Here is a 15,245-nt window from a genome sequence, read left to right on the forward strand (position 1 = left end):
TTTATCTGAACTGCGTCCCGTGCCAAGGCGGCACGGGACGCTGCGATCAAGCTCGGGAGGAGCTTTACATCTTGCCCCGACTACATCTTGCCATCGTCCTGGAAGATCTGCGTCCAGTCCTTGACGAGGCCGTCCAGCGCATCCTTGGCCGAGCCCTGGCCGGCGACGACATAGTCGTGGAAGCGCTTCTGCGAGGCCTGCAGCAGCGGCGCGTAGCTCGGTTCCGCCCAGAAGTCCTTCACGATGGCCATGGAGTCGAGGAAGGCCTGCGCGTAAGGCTGGCTGGACGGGAATTTCGGGTCCTTGACCACCGAGTTCAGGCAGGAATAGCCGCCGAGCGACCACCACTTGGCCTGCACGTCCTTGTTGGCGAACCACTTGATGTATTTCAGCGCCGATTCCTGCTTGTCGGAATAGGAGACCACCGAGATGCCCTGGCCGCCGAGCTGCGCGAACTGGTCGCCGTCGGGGCCTTTCGGATTGACGAAGTAGCCTATTCTGTCGCCGCCGACATTCTCGTCCTTCTGCAGGCCGGGCCAGGTGAAGGCGAAGTTCATGTGCATCGCCACCTGCCCGGATTTGAAGGCGTCGACGCCTTCGCCCATGTAGCTGTTGGAGGCGCCGGGCGGCGTGCAGCAATCATAGAGCGCCTTGTAGAACTCGAGACCCTTCACCGATTTCTCGGAGTTGACGAAGCCTTCCATTTCGTAGGGCTTCTTGGGGTTCTCATATTGGAAGCCGTAGCTGTAGAGCACGTCCATGGCGCCCATGGTGATGCCTTCCGAGCCGCGCTCGGTATAGATCGAGGCACCATAGACGGTCTTGCCGTCGATCTGCCGCTTCTGGAAGAATTCGGCGATCTGCTTCAGCTGGTCGAAGGTGGTCGGCGGGGCGAGATCCCAGCCATATTTCTCCTTGAATTCCTTCTGCAGCTCGGGCCGCGAGAACCAGTCCTTGCGATAGGTCCAGCCGACGACGTCGCCCATGGCTGGCAGCGCCCAGTAGTTCGGCGTGTTCTTCGGCCATTCCGAATAGCCGACCACGGTCGCCGGCACGAAGTCGTCCATGCTGATCTTCTCCTTGTCGAAGAAGTCGTTCAGCTTGACGTAATGGCCGTTCTCGGCGGCGCCGCCGATCCACTGGCTGTCGCCGATGATCAGGTCGCAGAGCTTGCCGTGCGAGTTGAGCTCGTTGAGGAATCGGTCGGCGTAATTGGTCCACGGCACGAACTCGAACTTCATGCCGATGCCGGTTTCCTTGGTGAAGTCCTTCGACAGTTCCACGAGCGCGTTGGCCGGATCCCAGGCCGCCCAGCACAGCGTCAGGTCTTCCGCATGCGCGACGTTCGAGACGGCTGCCGACGCAAAGATCGCCGAGGCCAGTCCCAACGCCAGTTTCAAGGTCGATTTCATTCCTTCCTCCCATTTGCGAAACGCGTCCGGATGACGGTTTCAAGAGCCCTCGACCCTCGCTCCTCCGAGGGCCTAAACAAGGCACGCTATGCGCTGCCGATGTTTAGTAATTTGTTTAGTGATGCTCTTTTTACTAAACAACGCAAGCGAATTCGTTGCTGCGCCGCAGCATGGCGAGCCGTGTCATTGAAATCGTTGGGAAATGATCGCCGGACGTTTCCGTCCTGCTGCCGTCAGTTGGTCGGGGCGGCGGGGCGTGGGCTTGTCGTCACCGGCCGGATCGGTGGCGCCGGCGGCAGCAATGCGCGTATGTCTGCGAAGGGAAAGATCGGCTCGAAGCGGAAGGCCTCCGCCAGCGCGCCGGAGGCGCCGTTGCACTGGCCGGCACGAAACTCGTTCTGAAGGCGCGCCCTGTGCGCATAGTGCTCCGGGCTTTGCGACTGGTGCGCCCGGATCGCTTTCGCCTTGATGTCCCAATGGTGCGAAATCTCGACATAGTGCGTCGGCGAAAAACCGGTGCCGCCGAGCGTGTCGGCATGCAGCACCGGCACCGCGAAGGACGCGGCGATGCGCACGCCGTCGGACAGGGCGCGGTGGTCGCCATGATAATCGTAGTGCGCATGGGTGATGGCGAGATCGGGCTTCACCTCGCCGATCAGCGCCTTCAGCGCCGCAATGAACGCGGCGTCGGCGACGAGCTCGCCGTCGGGAAAGTCGAGGAAGCGCGGCTCGACGCCGAGCAGGCTCGCCGCCTTGGCCGCTTCCTCGCGCCGCAAACGGGCAAGCGCCTTGCGGTCGCCCATGCCGCCTCTGGCACCATCGGTGGCTATTGCGAAAGTCAGTTCTGCGCCTTGCGCGGCATAGGCGGCCAGCGTACCGAACATGAATATCTCGATGTCGTCGGGATGCGCCCCCAGCGCCAGTATCTTCATGTCTTCTCTCCCGGAAAATGGTATCGTGCCGAACGGAATCCTGCTCGCCCTTCTCGCCTACGCAAACTATTCGTTCAGCGACGCCGTCATCAAGGGTCTGGGCGGGCAACTGACCGTCTTCGAGATCGGTTTCTTCGTGACCTTGCTTGCCGGCTGTTTCCTCTTCTTCACTCGGCCGAAGGAGGAACGCTGGCGCGATTTCTGGCGCACCAGGCGGCCGTGGGCCGTTCAGGCGCGCGCCTTGGCCGGCATCATGTCTGGCGTGCTCAGCGTCTATGCCTTCACCACCATTCCGCTGGCGGAGGTCTACGCCCTGCTGTTTCTGGCCCCGTTGCTCGTCACCGTGCTTTCGACCGTCATCCTCAAGGAGAAGGTCGGTCCCTGGCGGTGGCTGGCCGTGGTTGCAGGCTTTGTCGGCGTCATGCTGGTGGTGCGGCCAGGCTTTCGCGAATTGCATCTCGGCCATCTCGCCGCCTTTGCCAACGCCTTCGTCGCGGCAACCATCGTCATCCTGATGCGCTCTCTCGCCCAGCAAGAAAAGCGCACCACCATGTTGGGCACGCTGATCGGCTACGGCCTGCTGTTCAACGGCGCCGGAGCCGCCGCGACCTCGTTTTCGCTTCCCAATCTGTGGCAACTGGGCTGGCTGGTCCTGGGCGGTCTGTTTACCGCCGGCGGCCAATTGCTGCATCTCCTGGCGGCCAAATATGCACCCGCCAACCGCATCGCGCCGACGCATTATTCGCAGATCGTCTGGGCGGTCATCCTCGGTGCTATGTTCTTCAACGAACATCCCGACGCGATGACGCTGGTCGGCCTTGCAGTCGTCGGCGCCTCTGGCCTCCTGACCATGGTGCGCGAGGAAGTACGGCTTGGCACCGTGCGCTGGAACCCGTTTACGCGCGCTCGGCTTTGAGTTGCGCAGCGATCGCGACCGCTGATATGCGGGCGACATGACGACGAAACCCTTGCCGGAGCTTCCGGTCACCGCTGTGCTGCCGGCACTTGGCGAAGCGCTCTCGAGGCGCAACAGCGCCGTGCTGGTGGCGCCGCCAGGCGCCGGCAAGACGACGCTGGTGCCGCTGGCGCTGCTCGACGCGTCTTGGCTAGGGCAGGGCCGGATCGTGCTCCTCGAACCGCGGCGGCTCGCCGCCCGCGCCGCCGCGCGCCGCATGGCCGAGTTGCTGGGCGAGGAGCCCGGCGGCACGGTGGGTTACGCCATGCGCATGGAGAACCGGACCTCGGCGCGGACAAAGATCCTGGTCGTCACCGAAGGCGTGCTCTCGCGCATGATCCTCGACGATCCGGAGCTGCCCGGCGTCTCCGCTGTGATCTTCGACGAGTTCCACGAGCGTTCGCTGGACGGCGATTTCGGCCTGGCGCTGGCGCTTGACGTGCAGGGCGCGCTGCGGCCGGACCTGCGTCTGCTGGTCATGTCGGCGACGCTCGACGGCGCGCGCGTTGCGAGGCTTTTGTCCGACGCGCCGGTGATCGAAAGCGAGGGCCGCGCCTTTCCGGTCGAGATCCGCTACGAAGAGCGGCCGGCCGGCACGGCGATCGAGGACGCCATGGCGAAGGCCGTGCGCGCGGCCTTGGGCAGCGAGCAAGGCAGCGTGCTCGCCTTCCTGCCCGGACAGCGCGAGATCGAGCGCACCGCCGAGCGGCTCTCCGGCAATGTCGCGGCCGATACCGACGTCGTTCCGCTCTACGGCCAGCTCGACAACAAGGCGCAGGATCAGGCGATCAGGCCGGCGCCGGCCGGCCGCCGCAAGGTGGTGCTGGCGACCTCGATCGCCGAGACCTCGATCACCATCGACGGCGTACGCGTCGTCATCGATTCCGGCCTGTCGCGGCTGCCGCGCTACGAGCCGGCGAGCGGCCTGACCAGGCTAGAGACGGTGCGCGTCAGCAGGGCTTCGGCCGATCAGCGCGCCGGCCGCGCCGGGCGCACGCAAGCCGGTGTGGCGGTGCGCCTGTGGCGCGCGGAGCAGACCGCGTCGCTTCCCGCTTTCACGCCGCCGGAAATCCTCGAGGCCGATCTGTCCGGCCTGCTGCTCGACTGCGCCGCCTTCGGCGTCGCCGATCCGTCGGGCCTTTCCTTCCTCGATCCGCCGCCGGCCCCGGCGCTCAACGAGGCGAGGGCGCTGCTCAAGGCCCTGCACGCCATCGATGACGCCGCTCGGCTGACCGAGGCGGGCGCCGCCATGCGCAAGCTGGCGCTGCCGGTGCGGCTGGCGCATATGGTGGCCGAAGCGGCGAAGACCGGCCATACGCTGGAAGCGGCGATGCTTGCCGTGCTCTTGACCGAGCGCGGGCTGGGCGGCGACAGCGCCGATCTGGAGCGGCGTCTGATCCGCTTTCGCGGCGAGAAATCCCCCCGCGCCAATGCCGCCAGGCAGCTCGCCGAGCGTTTGGCCAGGCAGGCCGGTGGCGGGCAGGGCGGCGAGGCGGCCTCCGCCGGCGCCCTCCTCATCCACGCCTGGCCGGATCGCGTGGCAAGGGCGCGCGGCGAGCGAGGCCGCTTCGTGCTTGCCAACGGCTCGGGCGCAATGGTCGACGCCGCCGATCCGCTCGCCAGTGAAACCTGGCTCGTCATCGCCGACCTCCAGGGCAAGGCGCAGAACGCCCGCATCACCGCCGCCGCCCCTGTTGAAGAAGCGGATATCCGCGCCGCCCTCGCCGACCGCATCGAGACCAAGCGCGAGGCGAGCTTCGACCGCGAGCGCCGTGCCGTGCGCATGCGCGAGACTGCCAGGCTCGGCGCTATCACGCTTTCCGAGCGCATGCTGCCGGCGCCGTCCGGCGCGGATGCCGACCGCGCCATTCTCGATGCTTTGCGCGAGCATGGCCTGTCGCTGCTCGACTGGGGCAAGGAGGCGGAGACGCTCCGTCAGCGGCTCGGCTGGCTACATCGCGGCCTCGGCGCGCCCTGGCCGGACGTTTCCGATGCCGCGCTTCTGGACCGGCTCGACGACTGGCTCCTGCCGTTTCTCGCCGGCGACGCATCCTTCGCGGCAATCAAGCCGGCGACTTTGTCTTCGGCGCTCATGGCGCTGGTCCCGCACGACCTGCAGCGCAAGGTCGACGCGCTGGCGCCGACCCATTTCGACGCGCCGTCCGGCAGCCACGTGCCGATCCGCTATGACGGCGAATGGCCGGTGCTTTCGATCCGTGTGCAGGAGCTGTTCGGCCTTGACCGTCATCCGGCGATCGCCAACGGCACCGTGCCGCTGACGCTGGAATTGCTTTCGCCGGCGCACCGGCCGATCCAGACGACGCGCGACCTCCCCGGCTTCTGGCGCGGCTCCTGGGCCGATGTGCGCACCGACATGCGCGGCCGCTATCCGAAGCATGTCTGGCCGGAAAACCCGCTTCTGGCCGCCGCCACCGGCCGCGCCAAGCCGCGCGGGACTTGACGAAGCTCTATCGTTTCCGCTCCTGCGGCTGTAATCCTTGACCATGATCAACATCCTGCGCGCGCCCGATTCCCAGCAGAGCCAGCGGCTGCGGCTCAACACGCTGATCCGCCTGCGCTGGCTCGCCATCGTCGGCCAGAGCATTGCGGTGCTCGTCGTCGCCTATGGACTGAAGTTCCCGCTGCCGGTGTCGATGTGCTTCGCGCTGATCGCCTGCTCGGCCTGGATGAACCTCTGGCTGACCTTCCGCTATCCGGCGGCGCATCGGCTCACCCCGTTTTCGGCCTTCGCCATTCTCACCTTCGACGGCATCCAGCTCACCGGCCTGCTTTACATGACCGGCGGCCTGACCAATCCGTTTTGCGTGCTGCTTTCGGTGCCGGTCGTCATCTCGGCCGCGTCGCTGCCGCTGCGCTTCACCGCGACCCTCGGCGCGCTGGTCATAGTGGCTGCAACCCTTCTGGTGTTCTTCCACCTGCCGCTGCCCTGGTACGAGGGATCGCCGCTGCCGATGCCCTTCATCTATGTCGCCGGCATATGGATGGCGGTCTTCGCATCGATAGCCTTCACCGCCATCTATGCCTTCCGCGTTGCGGAGGAAGCGCGCCTGCTCGCCAATGCGCTTGCCGCCACCGAGCTGGTGCTGCAGCGCGAGCAGCATCTGTCGGCGCTGGACGGGCTGGCCGCCGCCGCCGCGCATGAGCTCGGCACGCCGCTGGCCACCATCACCGTCGTGGCCAAGGAGATGGAAAAGGCGCTCGGCAAGGACCCGAAATATGGCGAGGACGTCAAGCTGCTGCGCTCGCAGAGCGAACGTTGTCGCGAGATCCTGAAGCGGCTGACCAGCCTTTCCTCGGAGGGCGAAGCGCATCTGTCGCGCATGCCGCTCACCTCGCTGATCGAGGAGGTGACGGCACCGCATCGCGATTTCGGCATCTCGATCCAGCTGCGGCCCGGCGAGCGCATCGGCCCCGAGCCGGTCGGCCAGCGCAACCCCGGCGTCATCTACGGGCTCGGCAACCTGGTCGAGAACGCCGTCGATTTCGCCCGCAGCTCCGTCACCGTCAGCTGGAGCTGGGACAATGAGGCGGTCACCTTCTCCATCATTGATGACGGGCCGGGATTCCCGGCCGAGATCATCGACCGCATCGGCGAGCCCTATATGTCGACGCGCCAGGGCACGGAGGCCGGCGGCGGCCTGGGGCTCGGACTGTTCATCGCCAAGACCTTGCTGGAGCGTTCCGGCGCAACCATCGATTTCCGCAATTCGAGCGGGCTCGGCGAAGGCGCGGTGGTGCAGATATCCTGGCCGCGCGGCCTCTTCCTCAACCAGGAACAGGCCTCGGCCACCATGTTCGACAATGCCTAAACCTCGGTTGCATAGCGCGTAACCTTTGCAATTGCCGCATGGCAGCTCTGTTGCCGGCTCTAAAAATTGGACATTGCCCTTGCGGGACTGTATCTGCGTAAAAGTGAGGCATGTCGCCTAAAACTGTGCAGCGGCTTTGGGAAGACGATATGCCCGGAAACAAGGATCGGAAGGGTCTTCGGCAGAACAGGTTCTGCGCGGCGCGCTTCAGGTCAGTAGGATGCCGATAAGATGAGCGGAGACGAAACGACTGGCGCAATGGTCGAGGGCGAGGACACCTCGCTGCTCATCGTCGAGGATGACAAGCCTTTCCTCACCCGGCTTGCCCGGGCCATGGAGACAAGGGGCTTCGTAGTCGAGACGGCGGAGAGCGTGGAAGAGGCGGTCGCCAAGGCGCGCGCCCATCCGCCGGCTTATGCGGTGGTCGACATGCGGCTCGGCGACGGCAACGGCCTCGATGTCGTGGCGGCCATCCGCGAGAAGCGCGACGACGCCCGCGCCATCATCCTGACCGGCTACGGCAACATCGCCACCGCAGTAACGGCGGTGAAGCTCGGCGCCGTCGACTATCTTTCCAAGCCCGCTGATGCCGACGATGTCTTCGCCGCGCTCACCCGCACCTCAGGCGAGCGCGCGGCACCCCCGGAAAATCCGATGTCGGCCGACCGTGTGCGCTGGGAGCACATCCAGCGCGTTTACGAAATGTGCGACCGCAACGTTTCCGAAACGGCCCGCCGCCTGAACATGCACCGCCGCACGCTGCAGCGGATTCTCGCAAAGCGGGCGCCGCGTTAGGATCGCCGGACGTACAGACTAAAGCGCTTCGACCAACGCCGGTTTCGGTTGATGGCGAAGACCTAAACCACCGAAGTCGGCACTGCCCCTCATCGCCCTGCCGGGCACTTCTCCCCGTATAGTGACGGGGAAAAGGCGCTGCCCGCAGCCTTGGCGCCCTTCGTGCAACGCTTGTGATTGGCGAAACCGCCGGCGACAGCGCCCTTCTCCCCGTTCACGGGGAGAAGATGCCGGCAGGCAGATGAGGGGCAGCGCCAGCGCTCGGAAACTGGAGGATAGGGCAGCGACGATTTGCCTTCGATGCTTGCCCGGCCGTTGAAGTTTCAGCATCATCGCGCCGCCGAAAGGGAAGCGAGGAGGCGGAATGCAAGACGAACGGCCGAAATCGATCCTGCGCGAGTTCCTCGACGGCGAGGCCGCAGGCGGCATCATCCTGATGGTGGCCGCGGCCCTTGCGCTGATCGTCGCCAATTCGCCTTTGGCCGAAACCTATTTCGCCGTCCTGCATGCCTATCTCGGGCCGCTCAGCGTCTCGCACTGGATCAATGACGGGCTGATGGCGGTGTTCTTCCTGCTGGTCGGACTGGAGATCAAACGCGAGATGCTGGACGGACAGCTCTCGACCTGGCCGCGCCGCGTGCTGCCCGGCATAGCCGCCGCCGGTGGCATGGCGGTGCCGGCGCTGGTCTATGTCCTGATCAACCGCGACAATCAGGCGGCACTTTCCGGCTGGGCGATCCCCACCGCCACCGACATCGCCTTCGCGCTCGGCGTGCTTTCGCTGCTCGGCAGCCGCGTGCCCGCCTCGCTGAAGGTCTTCCTCACCGCTCTGGCCATCATTGACGATCTCGGCGCCGTCGTCATCATCGCCCTGTTCTACACCAGCGGCCTTTCGCTCGCCTATCTGGCCGCCGCCTTCGTCGTCATCGCCTTGCTCGTCCTGCTCAATCGCATGCGGGCCATGAGACTCTGGCCGTATCTCCTGCTTGGCGTTGTCTTATGGGTGCTGGTGCTGAAGTCGGGCGTGCACGCCACGCTGGCCGGCGTCGCGCTGGCGCTCACCATCCCGCTGGAGCGTTCTCCCGGCATCAGCCACGATCTCGAACAGTCGCCGCTGCACCGGCTTGAGCACGGCCTGCATAGGCTCGTGCCCTTCCTCGTCATCCCGATCTTCGGCTTCTTCGCCAATGCCGGCGTCTCTCTCGGCGGCCTGAGCCTTGCGGCCCTTGTCGAGCCGCTGACCCTGGGCGTCGCTGCCGGCCTGGTCCTCGGCAAGCTGGTCGGTGTTTTCGGCTCCTCGGCGCTGGCGATCCGGTTCGGCCTCGCCGACCTGCCGGCCAATGCCGGTTGGCTGCATATGCTGGGCATTTCGCTCTTGTGCGGCATCGGCTTCACCATGAGCCTGTTCATCGGCCTGCTCGCCTTCGCCTCCGACCCGGCGCTTCAGGACGCGGTGAAGGTCGGCATCCTTGCAGGCTCGCTGCTTGCCGCGCTGCTGGGCGCCGCCGTGCTGCTGACGGCACCTGCGGCCGGCGGGGCCGATGAGGACGTGGAGTAGGGCGCGCGGCGACACCTACTTCCTCGTTCCCGCTAAGGCGGCCCACTTCGTGGGACGGGTAACCGGACTACTCGCTCTCGCCATCCAGCGCCGGCACGGCGACGCCGGCAAGCTCGGCTGCCAAGAGCCGCGCGGCGCCCGCGCGGGCGATCCGCAGCATCAGCGCCTTGCGTGTTGCCGCCGCCATGCGGTGTTCCGGCGCATCGCGCAGGATCTCCGCGCCATAGCCGTCAGAGAGGATGAAGCCGCATTCCTCGGGAAAGATGTCCTGGGGAACGCCGGGATGCGTGGCGAAGAAGAAGCGGTCGGAATGCAGCCGGTAGTCCGGCCATTTGCGGTCGACTCTGAAATCCTCGATCGAGGATTTGATCTCGATGATCCAGATGTCGCCCTGCCTAGTCAGCGCGACGAGATCGGCGCGCCGCCCGGTGGCCAAAGACAACTCCGGCAGCACATGCGCGCCCATTTCGCTGAGCAGCCGCTGCACGCCGCGCCGCACCAGCATGGCGCGTTCCGACTGGCGGCCATCGATCAACGGGTTGAGGGGAATCGGGGAAACGAGTGGCATGGGAGGCACCATGCCAGATTCTGTTCACGGTTTGAACCCCTGCCAGGCATCGCCAAGGAAAGCCTGCTTATGGCCGACGAGAGCGGCACCTATCGCCGCGCCCACCATGATTTCGCCTTGCATGAATTCGGGACGCATCTCCCGTCTTCTGATGCCGTGAAAGACCCCGTAGGGCGACGGCGCTGCGGCAAACGACTCATCGCAGACGTTCAAGTTGAACAGCCTGCCAAAAAGCCGCTGCCTCCCAAGAAGCAAGGCTTAATGAGGAAAGGCGAGCGCGAATAATCACCGGCATTCTGTCGAAAGGCGCCACGTTCCGTGTCATAGTCAGCGGGCATATAGGCGATAAGGAAATTGACCGGCTCATCCGAAAGCTAGATTGGACAAGGAAATTCTGGTGGACCCGACGACGCGGACGGAGAAGGTGTGTTTTGGCCAAGACGGTAGAACCGAAGAGGGCACAGAAGTTCCGCGAAACCGCCCGCGAGCGCGAAACGGACGACAGTGAAGAGAACTTCAACGCGCGCCTAAAGCACGTCGTCAAAGAAGCCCAGCCCAGGGAAGAGGCTCCGCCCTCGCCTGACAAGAAGGTCGCGAAGTCGCCGGCGCCGAAAGACGACAAGAAGCCAAAGAAATGAGAGCTGGGTTTGATGCCCAGATGCATGACCTCTGCGCGCGGTGGGTTAGTGCGGGCGTCAGAGACGGCAAGTCGCTTCACGTTACAGACTTCATTCCAAAAGTGCCTTGTAGGGGCTGACCAGTTCGTTGACTGGGTTTTCCTAGGCGACGGCATGGACCCCTGTACGAATCCCAATAAATGGCAAAAACAAAAAAACGCCATTAGAGCAGCTTTTATCAGGCACATGGGCGCTGAGGCCGTAGACGCGGCCCGTCTCCAGTGGGTTTCGGAATAGCGGCTATGTCAAATATATAATCGCCGCAGGTCGGGCGATTATATATTTGAAGAGGCTCCTCGCACGCCCGGGCGGAAGCCAGCAAAATCGAAGAGCGAGTAGGCCGCATTCATCCGCCGGGTTGGAGCCGGTTCATCGACTCGATCTCAGCGGGGACCGTGCATTGCACCCTGATTTGCAAAAGCTGTCTGCCAGTGATGTCGCGGACTGTGCAAACGATATCGCTGGTCTTTGCGTTTAGCAGCATTCGGCGGGCGATTTCGAAGGCTCGTTCCTTGGCCTCCTTCAGCCCCAGCAGTTCTTTCCCTCGGGCGTCGTGGTAGACATCCCCGCTATGAGAGAGCTCAAAGAAATATCTGGCCATGACGGATAACAAACGTCGCCGCCGGGAGAAAAAGTCCGGCCTTTTTAGATGGTGGCCTGGTATTGCGTGTGGGAGCGGGGCAAGCGATCAAGAGGCAGGTCTGTCAAATCTATAATCGCCACAGGTCGGCGATTATCGGCCGTTTCCTCCGGTCGGTGGCGCAAAGCGAAAAGGCAGCGGTTGAAACGGATGTCTACGGCGACGCCCGCTACGGCGAGTCTCCCGCTCGAAAATCATCCGCCAGAAGCCTGGCCAAGTGGTCGCGGCTCAGACTCAATGTCTCTTTCAGGAACCACAGGAAGTTGCTCGGGCCGTCCGTCGCCAGGCCGTTTTCTTTTGCCTGGGAGATGACCGCGCGCTGGCGCTCGATCCGCTCTTCGATCTCGCGGATGTGCTGCTCGACCCGTTCGATGTCTTCCTGGAGACCCATGGCCGACAGTCTCATTTTGCGCGATCGTCAAAATAGCACCAAACCGGAAATGCGTGGAGCGTAAAGGATGCTCGAGCTGCGGTTCAGAGAAGATTAGGTCTTGCTAATAATATCCCTCGGCAGCAATCTCGCCGTGAGAGGATTTCCCCATGACCCGCGATCAGATGCTTGCCCACCTTCGGTCCGCCGGCGCCGTCGCGCGCGAGGCGGCGGCGCATGGGCATCATCCGTTCGGCTGCGTGCTGGTCGGGCCCGACGATCGCGTTTTGATGCGGCAGGGCAATCTCGACACGGTGCGCCATGCCGAGACGGAACTGGCCCGCCGCGCCGCGGACGCCTATGAGCCGGAGTTCCTGTGGCAATGCACGCTGGTCTCTACCTTCGAACCATGCGCGATGTGCAGCGGGACGATGTACTGGGCAAATATCGGGCGCCTGGTCTTCGGGGTCGAGGAAACCAGCCTCCTGGCGCTCACCGGGGACCACGCGGAGAATCCGACGATGAATCTCGCCTCGCGCACCGTCTTCGCTTCCGGCCAGAAGAAGATCGAGGTCTTCGGGCCGTTCCCCGAAATCGCCGATGAGTTGCTCGCCCCGCACCGCGATTTCTGGAAGCGCTGATAGAATTCCGACCTCAGGCCGCCCCCGCCATATCGTCCAAAATCGGGCAGTCCGGCCGGTCGTCGCCATGGCATGCGTGGATCAGCTTTTGCAGCGTCGAGCGCATCGACTGCAATTCGCGCACCTTCTCCTCGATCGCCCTGACATGGGTGGCGGCGATCTCGCGCACGTCGTGGCTGGCGCGGCTGCGATCCTGATAGAGTGCCATAAGCTGCCTGCAATCGTCGATTGAGAAGCCGAGATTGCGCGCGCGGCGCAGGAAGGCCAGCCGGTGGATGTCCTCGCCGGAGTAGTCGCGATAGCCGTTCTCGGCCCGCGCCGGACGAATCAGGCCGATCTCCTCATAGTAGCGGATGGTCTTGGCCGGCAGGCCGGAACGTTCGGCGGCATCACCGACATTCATGGCGCTCTCCTCGAATTCCAGGCGGCCCATGAGCCGCCTCATTGATTTTGTTTCACAATCCAGTGAGGCCTGTTGCGGAAATGCCGCAGCTCGGCACTTACCGGCGCGTAAGGCCTTGCATATAGGCAGTGCGCGCTTGGCAAGCAAAAGAAATGCCAGCATGAATGATGGCAACAAAGCGGCCGACTCGTGCCGCTGCCATAGAGACGGGGCGTCGGACCTATTCATGCGCTTGAAGTCATTTGCAATCCTCGCCGCTCTTGCGCTGTCGACCGCGATCAGCGGGTGCAGCACCATCGGCGGGCAAATGTTCACCAACAACTATGGCGCGATGACGGATGCCGGCTACCAGCTGCCGCGCATCCCGATCGAGAAGGTGCCCGCCAAATATCACCGGCAGGAAGTGCGCTATGAGACTTCGGAGAAGCCGGGCACCATCATCGTCGATACCCAGAACAAGTTCCTCTACTTCATCGAGGGCGACGGCATGGCGATGCGCTACGGCATCGGCGTCGGCCGCGAAGGTTTTGAATGGCACGGCACCGCCCGTATCGCGCTGAAGCGCGAATGGCCGACCTGGACGCCGCCGGCGCCGATGATCAAGCGTCAGCCCGAGCTCGCCAAATTCGCCGGCGGCATGGAGCCGGGCCTGAAGAACCCACTTGGCGCGCGCGCCATGTATCTCTTCAACAAGGGCGGCGACATGGGCTACCGCCTGCATGGCAGCCCGGAATGGTTCTCGATCGGCAAGGCGATGTCGTCGGGCTGCATCCGGCTGATGAACCAGGACATTATCGACCTCTACGACCGCACGTCGGTCGGCGCCAAGGTCATTGTGATGTAGGCACGAAAAGTTTCGCAGGCGGACCGTCTAGGCAACAACAAGACGTCCTGAAAACAGAAAACCGGGCTGTTGGGGCCCGGTTTTTTGTTTTTTGCGTTGGAGAAAATTCGATCCGCTGAGTCAAATGGTGTGGTTTTCCAGAACCGGAGCGGAGCGTACTACAGTACGTGAGCAACGCATGACCCCGAAAATCGGCCCGATTTTCGGAACGGATCATGCGCCAGCTAAAGCGTCACAGCGTCCTTTGCACGTCTAGAAAGACGCGTGACGCTGTGAGAAGCGCAGAAAACCGCAGCGGGCGGCCGGCGGAGTAGAATTCTCAGGCGACTTGCTCGACCTGCTGGACTTCCGGAACAAAGTGGCGAAGCAGGTTCTGGATGCCGTGCTTCAGCGTCGCCGTCGACGACGGGCAACCGGCGCAGGCGCCCTTCATATGCAGGAACACCGTGCCGTTCTCGAAACCGCGGAAGGTGATGTCGCCGCCGTCTTGGGCGACGGCCGGACGCACGCGCGTGTCGAGCAGTTCCTTGATGGTCAGCACCAGCTCTTCGTCGGCCTTGTCGTAGAACTCGCCGGTGCCGCCTGCTTCGCTCGCCGGAGCGGCCGATGCCATGACCGGCGCGCCGGACATGAAATGCTCCATGATGGCGCCGAGGATCGCCGGCTTCAGGTGCTGCCAATCCGGGCCGTCCTTGGTCACGGTGATGAAATCATAGCCGAAGAAAACCCCGGTGACGCCCGGGATCTCGAACAATCGGCCGGCCAACGGCGACGCCTCCGCCGCGGCTTCGGCGTTGCGGAAATCGGCTGTGCCTTCGCGCAGCACTTCCTTGCCCGGCAGGAATTTCAGCGTCGCCGGGTTCGGCGTCGATTCGGTCTGGATGAACATGGGTATCTCCAGGCCCTTCGTGGGCCGATAGTTTGGAATAGTTCTAAATAGGCTCTATCGGCTGGACATTCAAGCGAAACGCGTCGCTGGGAACGGCTGGCCGGCGGAATGTTTTTTTGGCTTCCATGGGCGTCGAGCAGGCCGGCCTCACCGGAATATCGATGCACCTCAAGCGAGGCTGTCGATCTCTTCGTCGGACAGGTTCTGCGGCACCACCGTGACCGGGATGGGGAAGGCCGCGCCGCGGCCGGCAACCGCGCTGACCAGCGGTCCGGGACCTTCCTTGCCGGCGCCGGCTGCCAGCACCAGGATGGCGATGTCCTGATCTTCCTCGATCAGCTTGTGGATCTCTTCGGTCGGCTTGCCTTCGCGGACCACCAGCTCCGGCTCGATGCCGACGCTCTGGCGCACCTTGTTGGCGTAGCCGTCGAGTGCTCCGCGCGCCGTCGCGTTCGCTTCCTCGCGCATGATCTTTTCCACGCCCAGCCAGTGCTGGAAATCGTCCGGCTCGATGACATAGAGCAGCACCAGCACGCCGCTTGTGTGCTGCGCCCGCTTCGAGGCGTAGGCGACGGCCCGCTCGCATTCCGGCGTATCGTCGATAATCGCCAGGAATTTTCTTCGATGGCCGGCTTCGCGGCTGAGGCGTTTGGAGACCATGTCTATCTGCTCGGTATGGTTTCAGCCGCAATCTGCCACCGCCACAGACCGGCGGCAAGCCGCCGGTCGGC

Annotated in this window: 17 protein-coding genes; 9 read left to right on the forward strand and 8 right to left on the reverse strand. The window is 64.1% G+C overall.

Going from position 1 to position 15,245, the window contains the following annotated elements; all coding sequences use genetic code 11:
• Window positions 1-80 precede the first annotated feature (80 nt).
• Together ACVMIM_RS06690 and ACVMIM_RS06695 are read right to left on the reverse strand one after the other, a co-directional pair.
• Window positions 81-1,412 carry an ABC transporter substrate-binding protein gene (locus ACVMIM_RS06690; RefSeq protein ID WP_476111305.1) on the reverse strand — a complete coding sequence of 444 codons (1,332 nt, stop codon included), beginning with the start codon at window positions 1,410-1,412 and terminating at the stop codon, window positions 81-83.
• A 233-nt stretch (window positions 1,413-1,645) separates the two neighbouring features.
• Window positions 1,646-2,344 (reverse strand): PIG-L deacetylase family protein, encoded by a 699-nt coding sequence (locus ACVMIM_RS06695; protein ID WP_476111306.1) that lies wholly within the window; start codon window positions 2,342-2,344, stop codon window positions 1,646-1,648.
• Window positions 2,345-2,369: 25 nt separating this feature from the next.
• Between ACVMIM_RS06695 and ACVMIM_RS06700 the strand changes: the two genes are divergently transcribed.
• From ACVMIM_RS06700 to nhaA, 5 genes are all read left to right on the forward strand, one after another.
• The gene (locus ACVMIM_RS06700) at window positions 2,370-3,260 is read left to right on the forward strand and encodes a DMT family transporter (protein ID WP_476111307.1); all 891 of its coding nucleotides are present in this window, start codon (window positions 2,370-2,372) and stop codon (window positions 3,258-3,260) included.
• A 37-nt stretch (window positions 3,261-3,297) separates the two neighbouring features.
• Entirely contained in the window at window positions 3,298-5,760 is a 2,463-nt protein-coding gene (gene hrpB, locus ACVMIM_RS06705; protein WP_476111308.1) for an ATP-dependent helicase HrpB, read from the forward strand.
• Between the two features lie 43 nt (window positions 5,761-5,803).
• A complete protein-coding gene (locus ACVMIM_RS06710; RefSeq protein WP_476117126.1) occupies window positions 5,804-7,129 on the forward strand; it encodes an ActS/PrrB/RegB family redox-sensitive histidine kinase in 1,326 nt (441 codons plus the stop codon).
• A gap of 231 nt (window positions 7,130-7,360) precedes the next feature.
• Window positions 7,361-7,924 carry an ActR/PrrA/RegA family redox response regulator transcription factor gene (locus ACVMIM_RS06715; protein ID WP_040993706.1) on the forward strand — a complete coding sequence of 188 codons (564 nt, stop codon included), beginning with the start codon at window positions 7,361-7,363 and terminating at the stop codon, window positions 7,922-7,924.
• Window positions 7,925-8,288: 364 nt separating this feature from the next.
• Window positions 8,289-9,482: a Na+/H+ antiporter NhaA gene (gene nhaA / locus ACVMIM_RS06720; protein WP_476111309.1), complete on the forward strand. Its 1,194-nt coding sequence runs from the start codon at window positions 8,289-8,291 to the stop codon at window positions 9,480-9,482.
• Window positions 9,483-9,549: 67 nt separating this feature from the next.
• Here the strand turns inward: nhaA and ACVMIM_RS06725 are convergent, their stop codons facing one another.
• Entirely contained in the window at window positions 9,550-10,050 is a 501-nt protein-coding gene (locus ACVMIM_RS06725) for an MmcB family DNA repair protein (RefSeq protein ID WP_217571628.1), read from the reverse strand.
• Between the two features lie 69 nt (window positions 10,051-10,119).
• On the opposite strand from ACVMIM_RS06725, the gene ACVMIM_RS06730 reads away from it, so the two are divergent.
• Window positions 10,120-10,335 (forward strand): hypothetical protein, encoded by a 216-nt coding sequence (locus ACVMIM_RS06730; RefSeq protein ID WP_476111310.1) that lies wholly within the window; start codon window positions 10,120-10,122, stop codon window positions 10,333-10,335.
• Window positions 10,336-10,481: 146 nt separating this feature from the next.
• A complete protein-coding gene (locus tag ACVMIM_RS06735; RefSeq protein ID WP_476111311.1) occupies window positions 10,482-10,688 on the forward strand; it encodes a hypothetical protein in 207 nt (68 codons plus the stop codon).
• A gap of 385 nt (window positions 10,689-11,073) precedes the next feature.
• Here the strand turns inward: ACVMIM_RS06735 and ACVMIM_RS06740 are convergent, their stop codons facing one another.
• Together ACVMIM_RS06740 and ACVMIM_RS06745 are read right to left on the reverse strand one after the other, a co-directional pair.
• A complete protein-coding gene (locus tag ACVMIM_RS06740) occupies window positions 11,074-11,328 on the reverse strand; it encodes a DUF6894 family protein (protein ID WP_278047258.1) in 255 nt (84 codons plus the stop codon).
• A gap of 208 nt (window positions 11,329-11,536) precedes the next feature.
• A complete protein-coding gene (locus ACVMIM_RS06745; protein ID WP_278047259.1) occupies window positions 11,537-11,758 on the reverse strand; it encodes a hypothetical protein in 222 nt (73 codons plus the stop codon).
• 149 nt (window positions 11,759-11,907) lie between these two features.
• Between ACVMIM_RS06745 and ACVMIM_RS06750 the strand changes: the two genes are divergently transcribed.
• Entirely contained in the window at window positions 11,908-12,378 is a 471-nt protein-coding gene (locus ACVMIM_RS06750; RefSeq protein ID WP_476111312.1) for a nucleoside deaminase, read from the forward strand.
• 13 nt (window positions 12,379-12,391) lie between these two features.
• Here the strand turns inward: ACVMIM_RS06750 and cueR are convergent, their stop codons facing one another.
• Entirely contained in the window at window positions 12,392-12,781 is a 390-nt protein-coding gene (gene cueR / locus ACVMIM_RS06755; RefSeq protein ID WP_476117128.1) for a Cu(I)-responsive transcriptional regulator, read from the reverse strand.
• A gap of 226 nt (window positions 12,782-13,007) precedes the next feature.
• On the opposite strand from cueR, the gene ACVMIM_RS06760 reads away from it, so the two are divergent.
• Window positions 13,008-13,625, forward strand: a complete 618-nt coding sequence (locus ACVMIM_RS06760) for a L,D-transpeptidase (protein ID WP_476111313.1) — start codon at window positions 13,008-13,010, stop codon at window positions 13,623-13,625.
• Between the two features lie 319 nt (window positions 13,626-13,944).
• Here the strand turns inward: ACVMIM_RS06760 and ACVMIM_RS06765 are convergent, their stop codons facing one another.
• Window positions 13,945-14,514: a NifU family protein gene (locus tag ACVMIM_RS06765; protein ID WP_040994447.1), complete on the reverse strand. Its 570-nt coding sequence runs from the start codon at window positions 14,512-14,514 to the stop codon at window positions 13,945-13,947.
• A gap of 168 nt (window positions 14,515-14,682) precedes the next feature.
• Entirely contained in the window at window positions 14,683-15,174 is a 492-nt protein-coding gene (locus ACVMIM_RS06770) for a universal stress protein (RefSeq protein WP_040993731.1), read from the reverse strand.
• Window positions 15,175-15,245: the final 71 nt, after the last annotated feature.

It is taken from the genome of Mesorhizobium sp. USDA 4413 (assembly GCF_056280365.1).

What these genes read in the sequence shown, in the direction of transcription:
- ACVMIM_RS06690 (WP_476111305.1), bottom strand. Translation starts at nt 1,412, where the DNA reads ATGAAATCGACCTTGAAACTGGCGTTGGGACTGGCCTCGGCGATCTTT.
- cueR (WP_476117128.1), bottom strand. Translation starts at nt 12,781, where the DNA reads ATGAATGTCGGTGATGCCGCCGAACGTTCCGGCCTGCCGGCCAAGACC.
- ACVMIM_RS06710 (WP_476117126.1), top strand. Translation starts at nt 5,804, where the DNA reads ATGATCAACATCCTGCGCGCGCCCGATTCCCAGCAGAGCCAGCGGCTG.
- ACVMIM_RS06760 (WP_476111313.1), top strand. Translation starts at nt 13,008, where the DNA reads ATGCGCTTGAAGTCATTTGCAATCCTCGCCGCTCTTGCGCTGTCGACC.
- ACVMIM_RS06695 (WP_476111306.1), bottom strand. Translation starts at nt 2,344, where the DNA reads ATGAAGATACTGGCGCTGGGGGCGCATCCCGACGACATCGAGATATTC.
- nhaA (WP_476111309.1), top strand. Translation starts at nt 8,289, where the DNA reads ATGCAAGACGAACGGCCGAAATCGATCCTGCGCGAGTTCCTCGACGGC.
- ACVMIM_RS06730 (WP_476111310.1), top strand. Translation starts at nt 10,120, where the DNA reads ATGGCCGACGAGAGCGGCACCTATCGCCGCGCCCACCATGATTTCGCC.
- ACVMIM_RS06745 (WP_278047259.1), bottom strand. Translation starts at nt 11,758, where the DNA reads ATGGGTCTCCAGGAAGACATCGAACGGGTCGAGCAGCACATCCGCGAG.
- hrpB (WP_476111308.1), top strand. Translation starts at nt 3,298, where the DNA reads ATGACGACGAAACCCTTGCCGGAGCTTCCGGTCACCGCTGTGCTGCCG.
- ACVMIM_RS06750 (WP_476111312.1), top strand. Translation starts at nt 11,908, where the DNA reads ATGACCCGCGATCAGATGCTTGCCCACCTTCGGTCCGCCGGCGCCGTC.
- ACVMIM_RS06725 (WP_217571628.1), bottom strand. Translation starts at nt 10,050, where the DNA reads ATGCCACTCGTTTCCCCGATTCCCCTCAACCCGTTGATCGATGGCCGC.
- ACVMIM_RS06765 (WP_040994447.1), bottom strand. Translation starts at nt 14,514, where the DNA reads ATGTTCATCCAGACCGAATCGACGCCGAACCCGGCGACGCTGAAATTC.
- ACVMIM_RS06770 (WP_040993731.1), bottom strand. Translation starts at nt 15,174, where the DNA reads ATGGTCTCCAAACGCCTCAGCCGCGAAGCCGGCCATCGAAGAAAATTC.
- ACVMIM_RS06740 (WP_278047258.1), bottom strand. Translation starts at nt 11,328, where the DNA reads ATGGCCAGATATTTCTTTGAGCTCTCTCATAGCGGGGATGTCTACCAC.
- ACVMIM_RS06715 (WP_040993706.1), top strand. Translation starts at nt 7,361, where the DNA reads ATGAGCGGAGACGAAACGACTGGCGCAATGGTCGAGGGCGAGGACACC.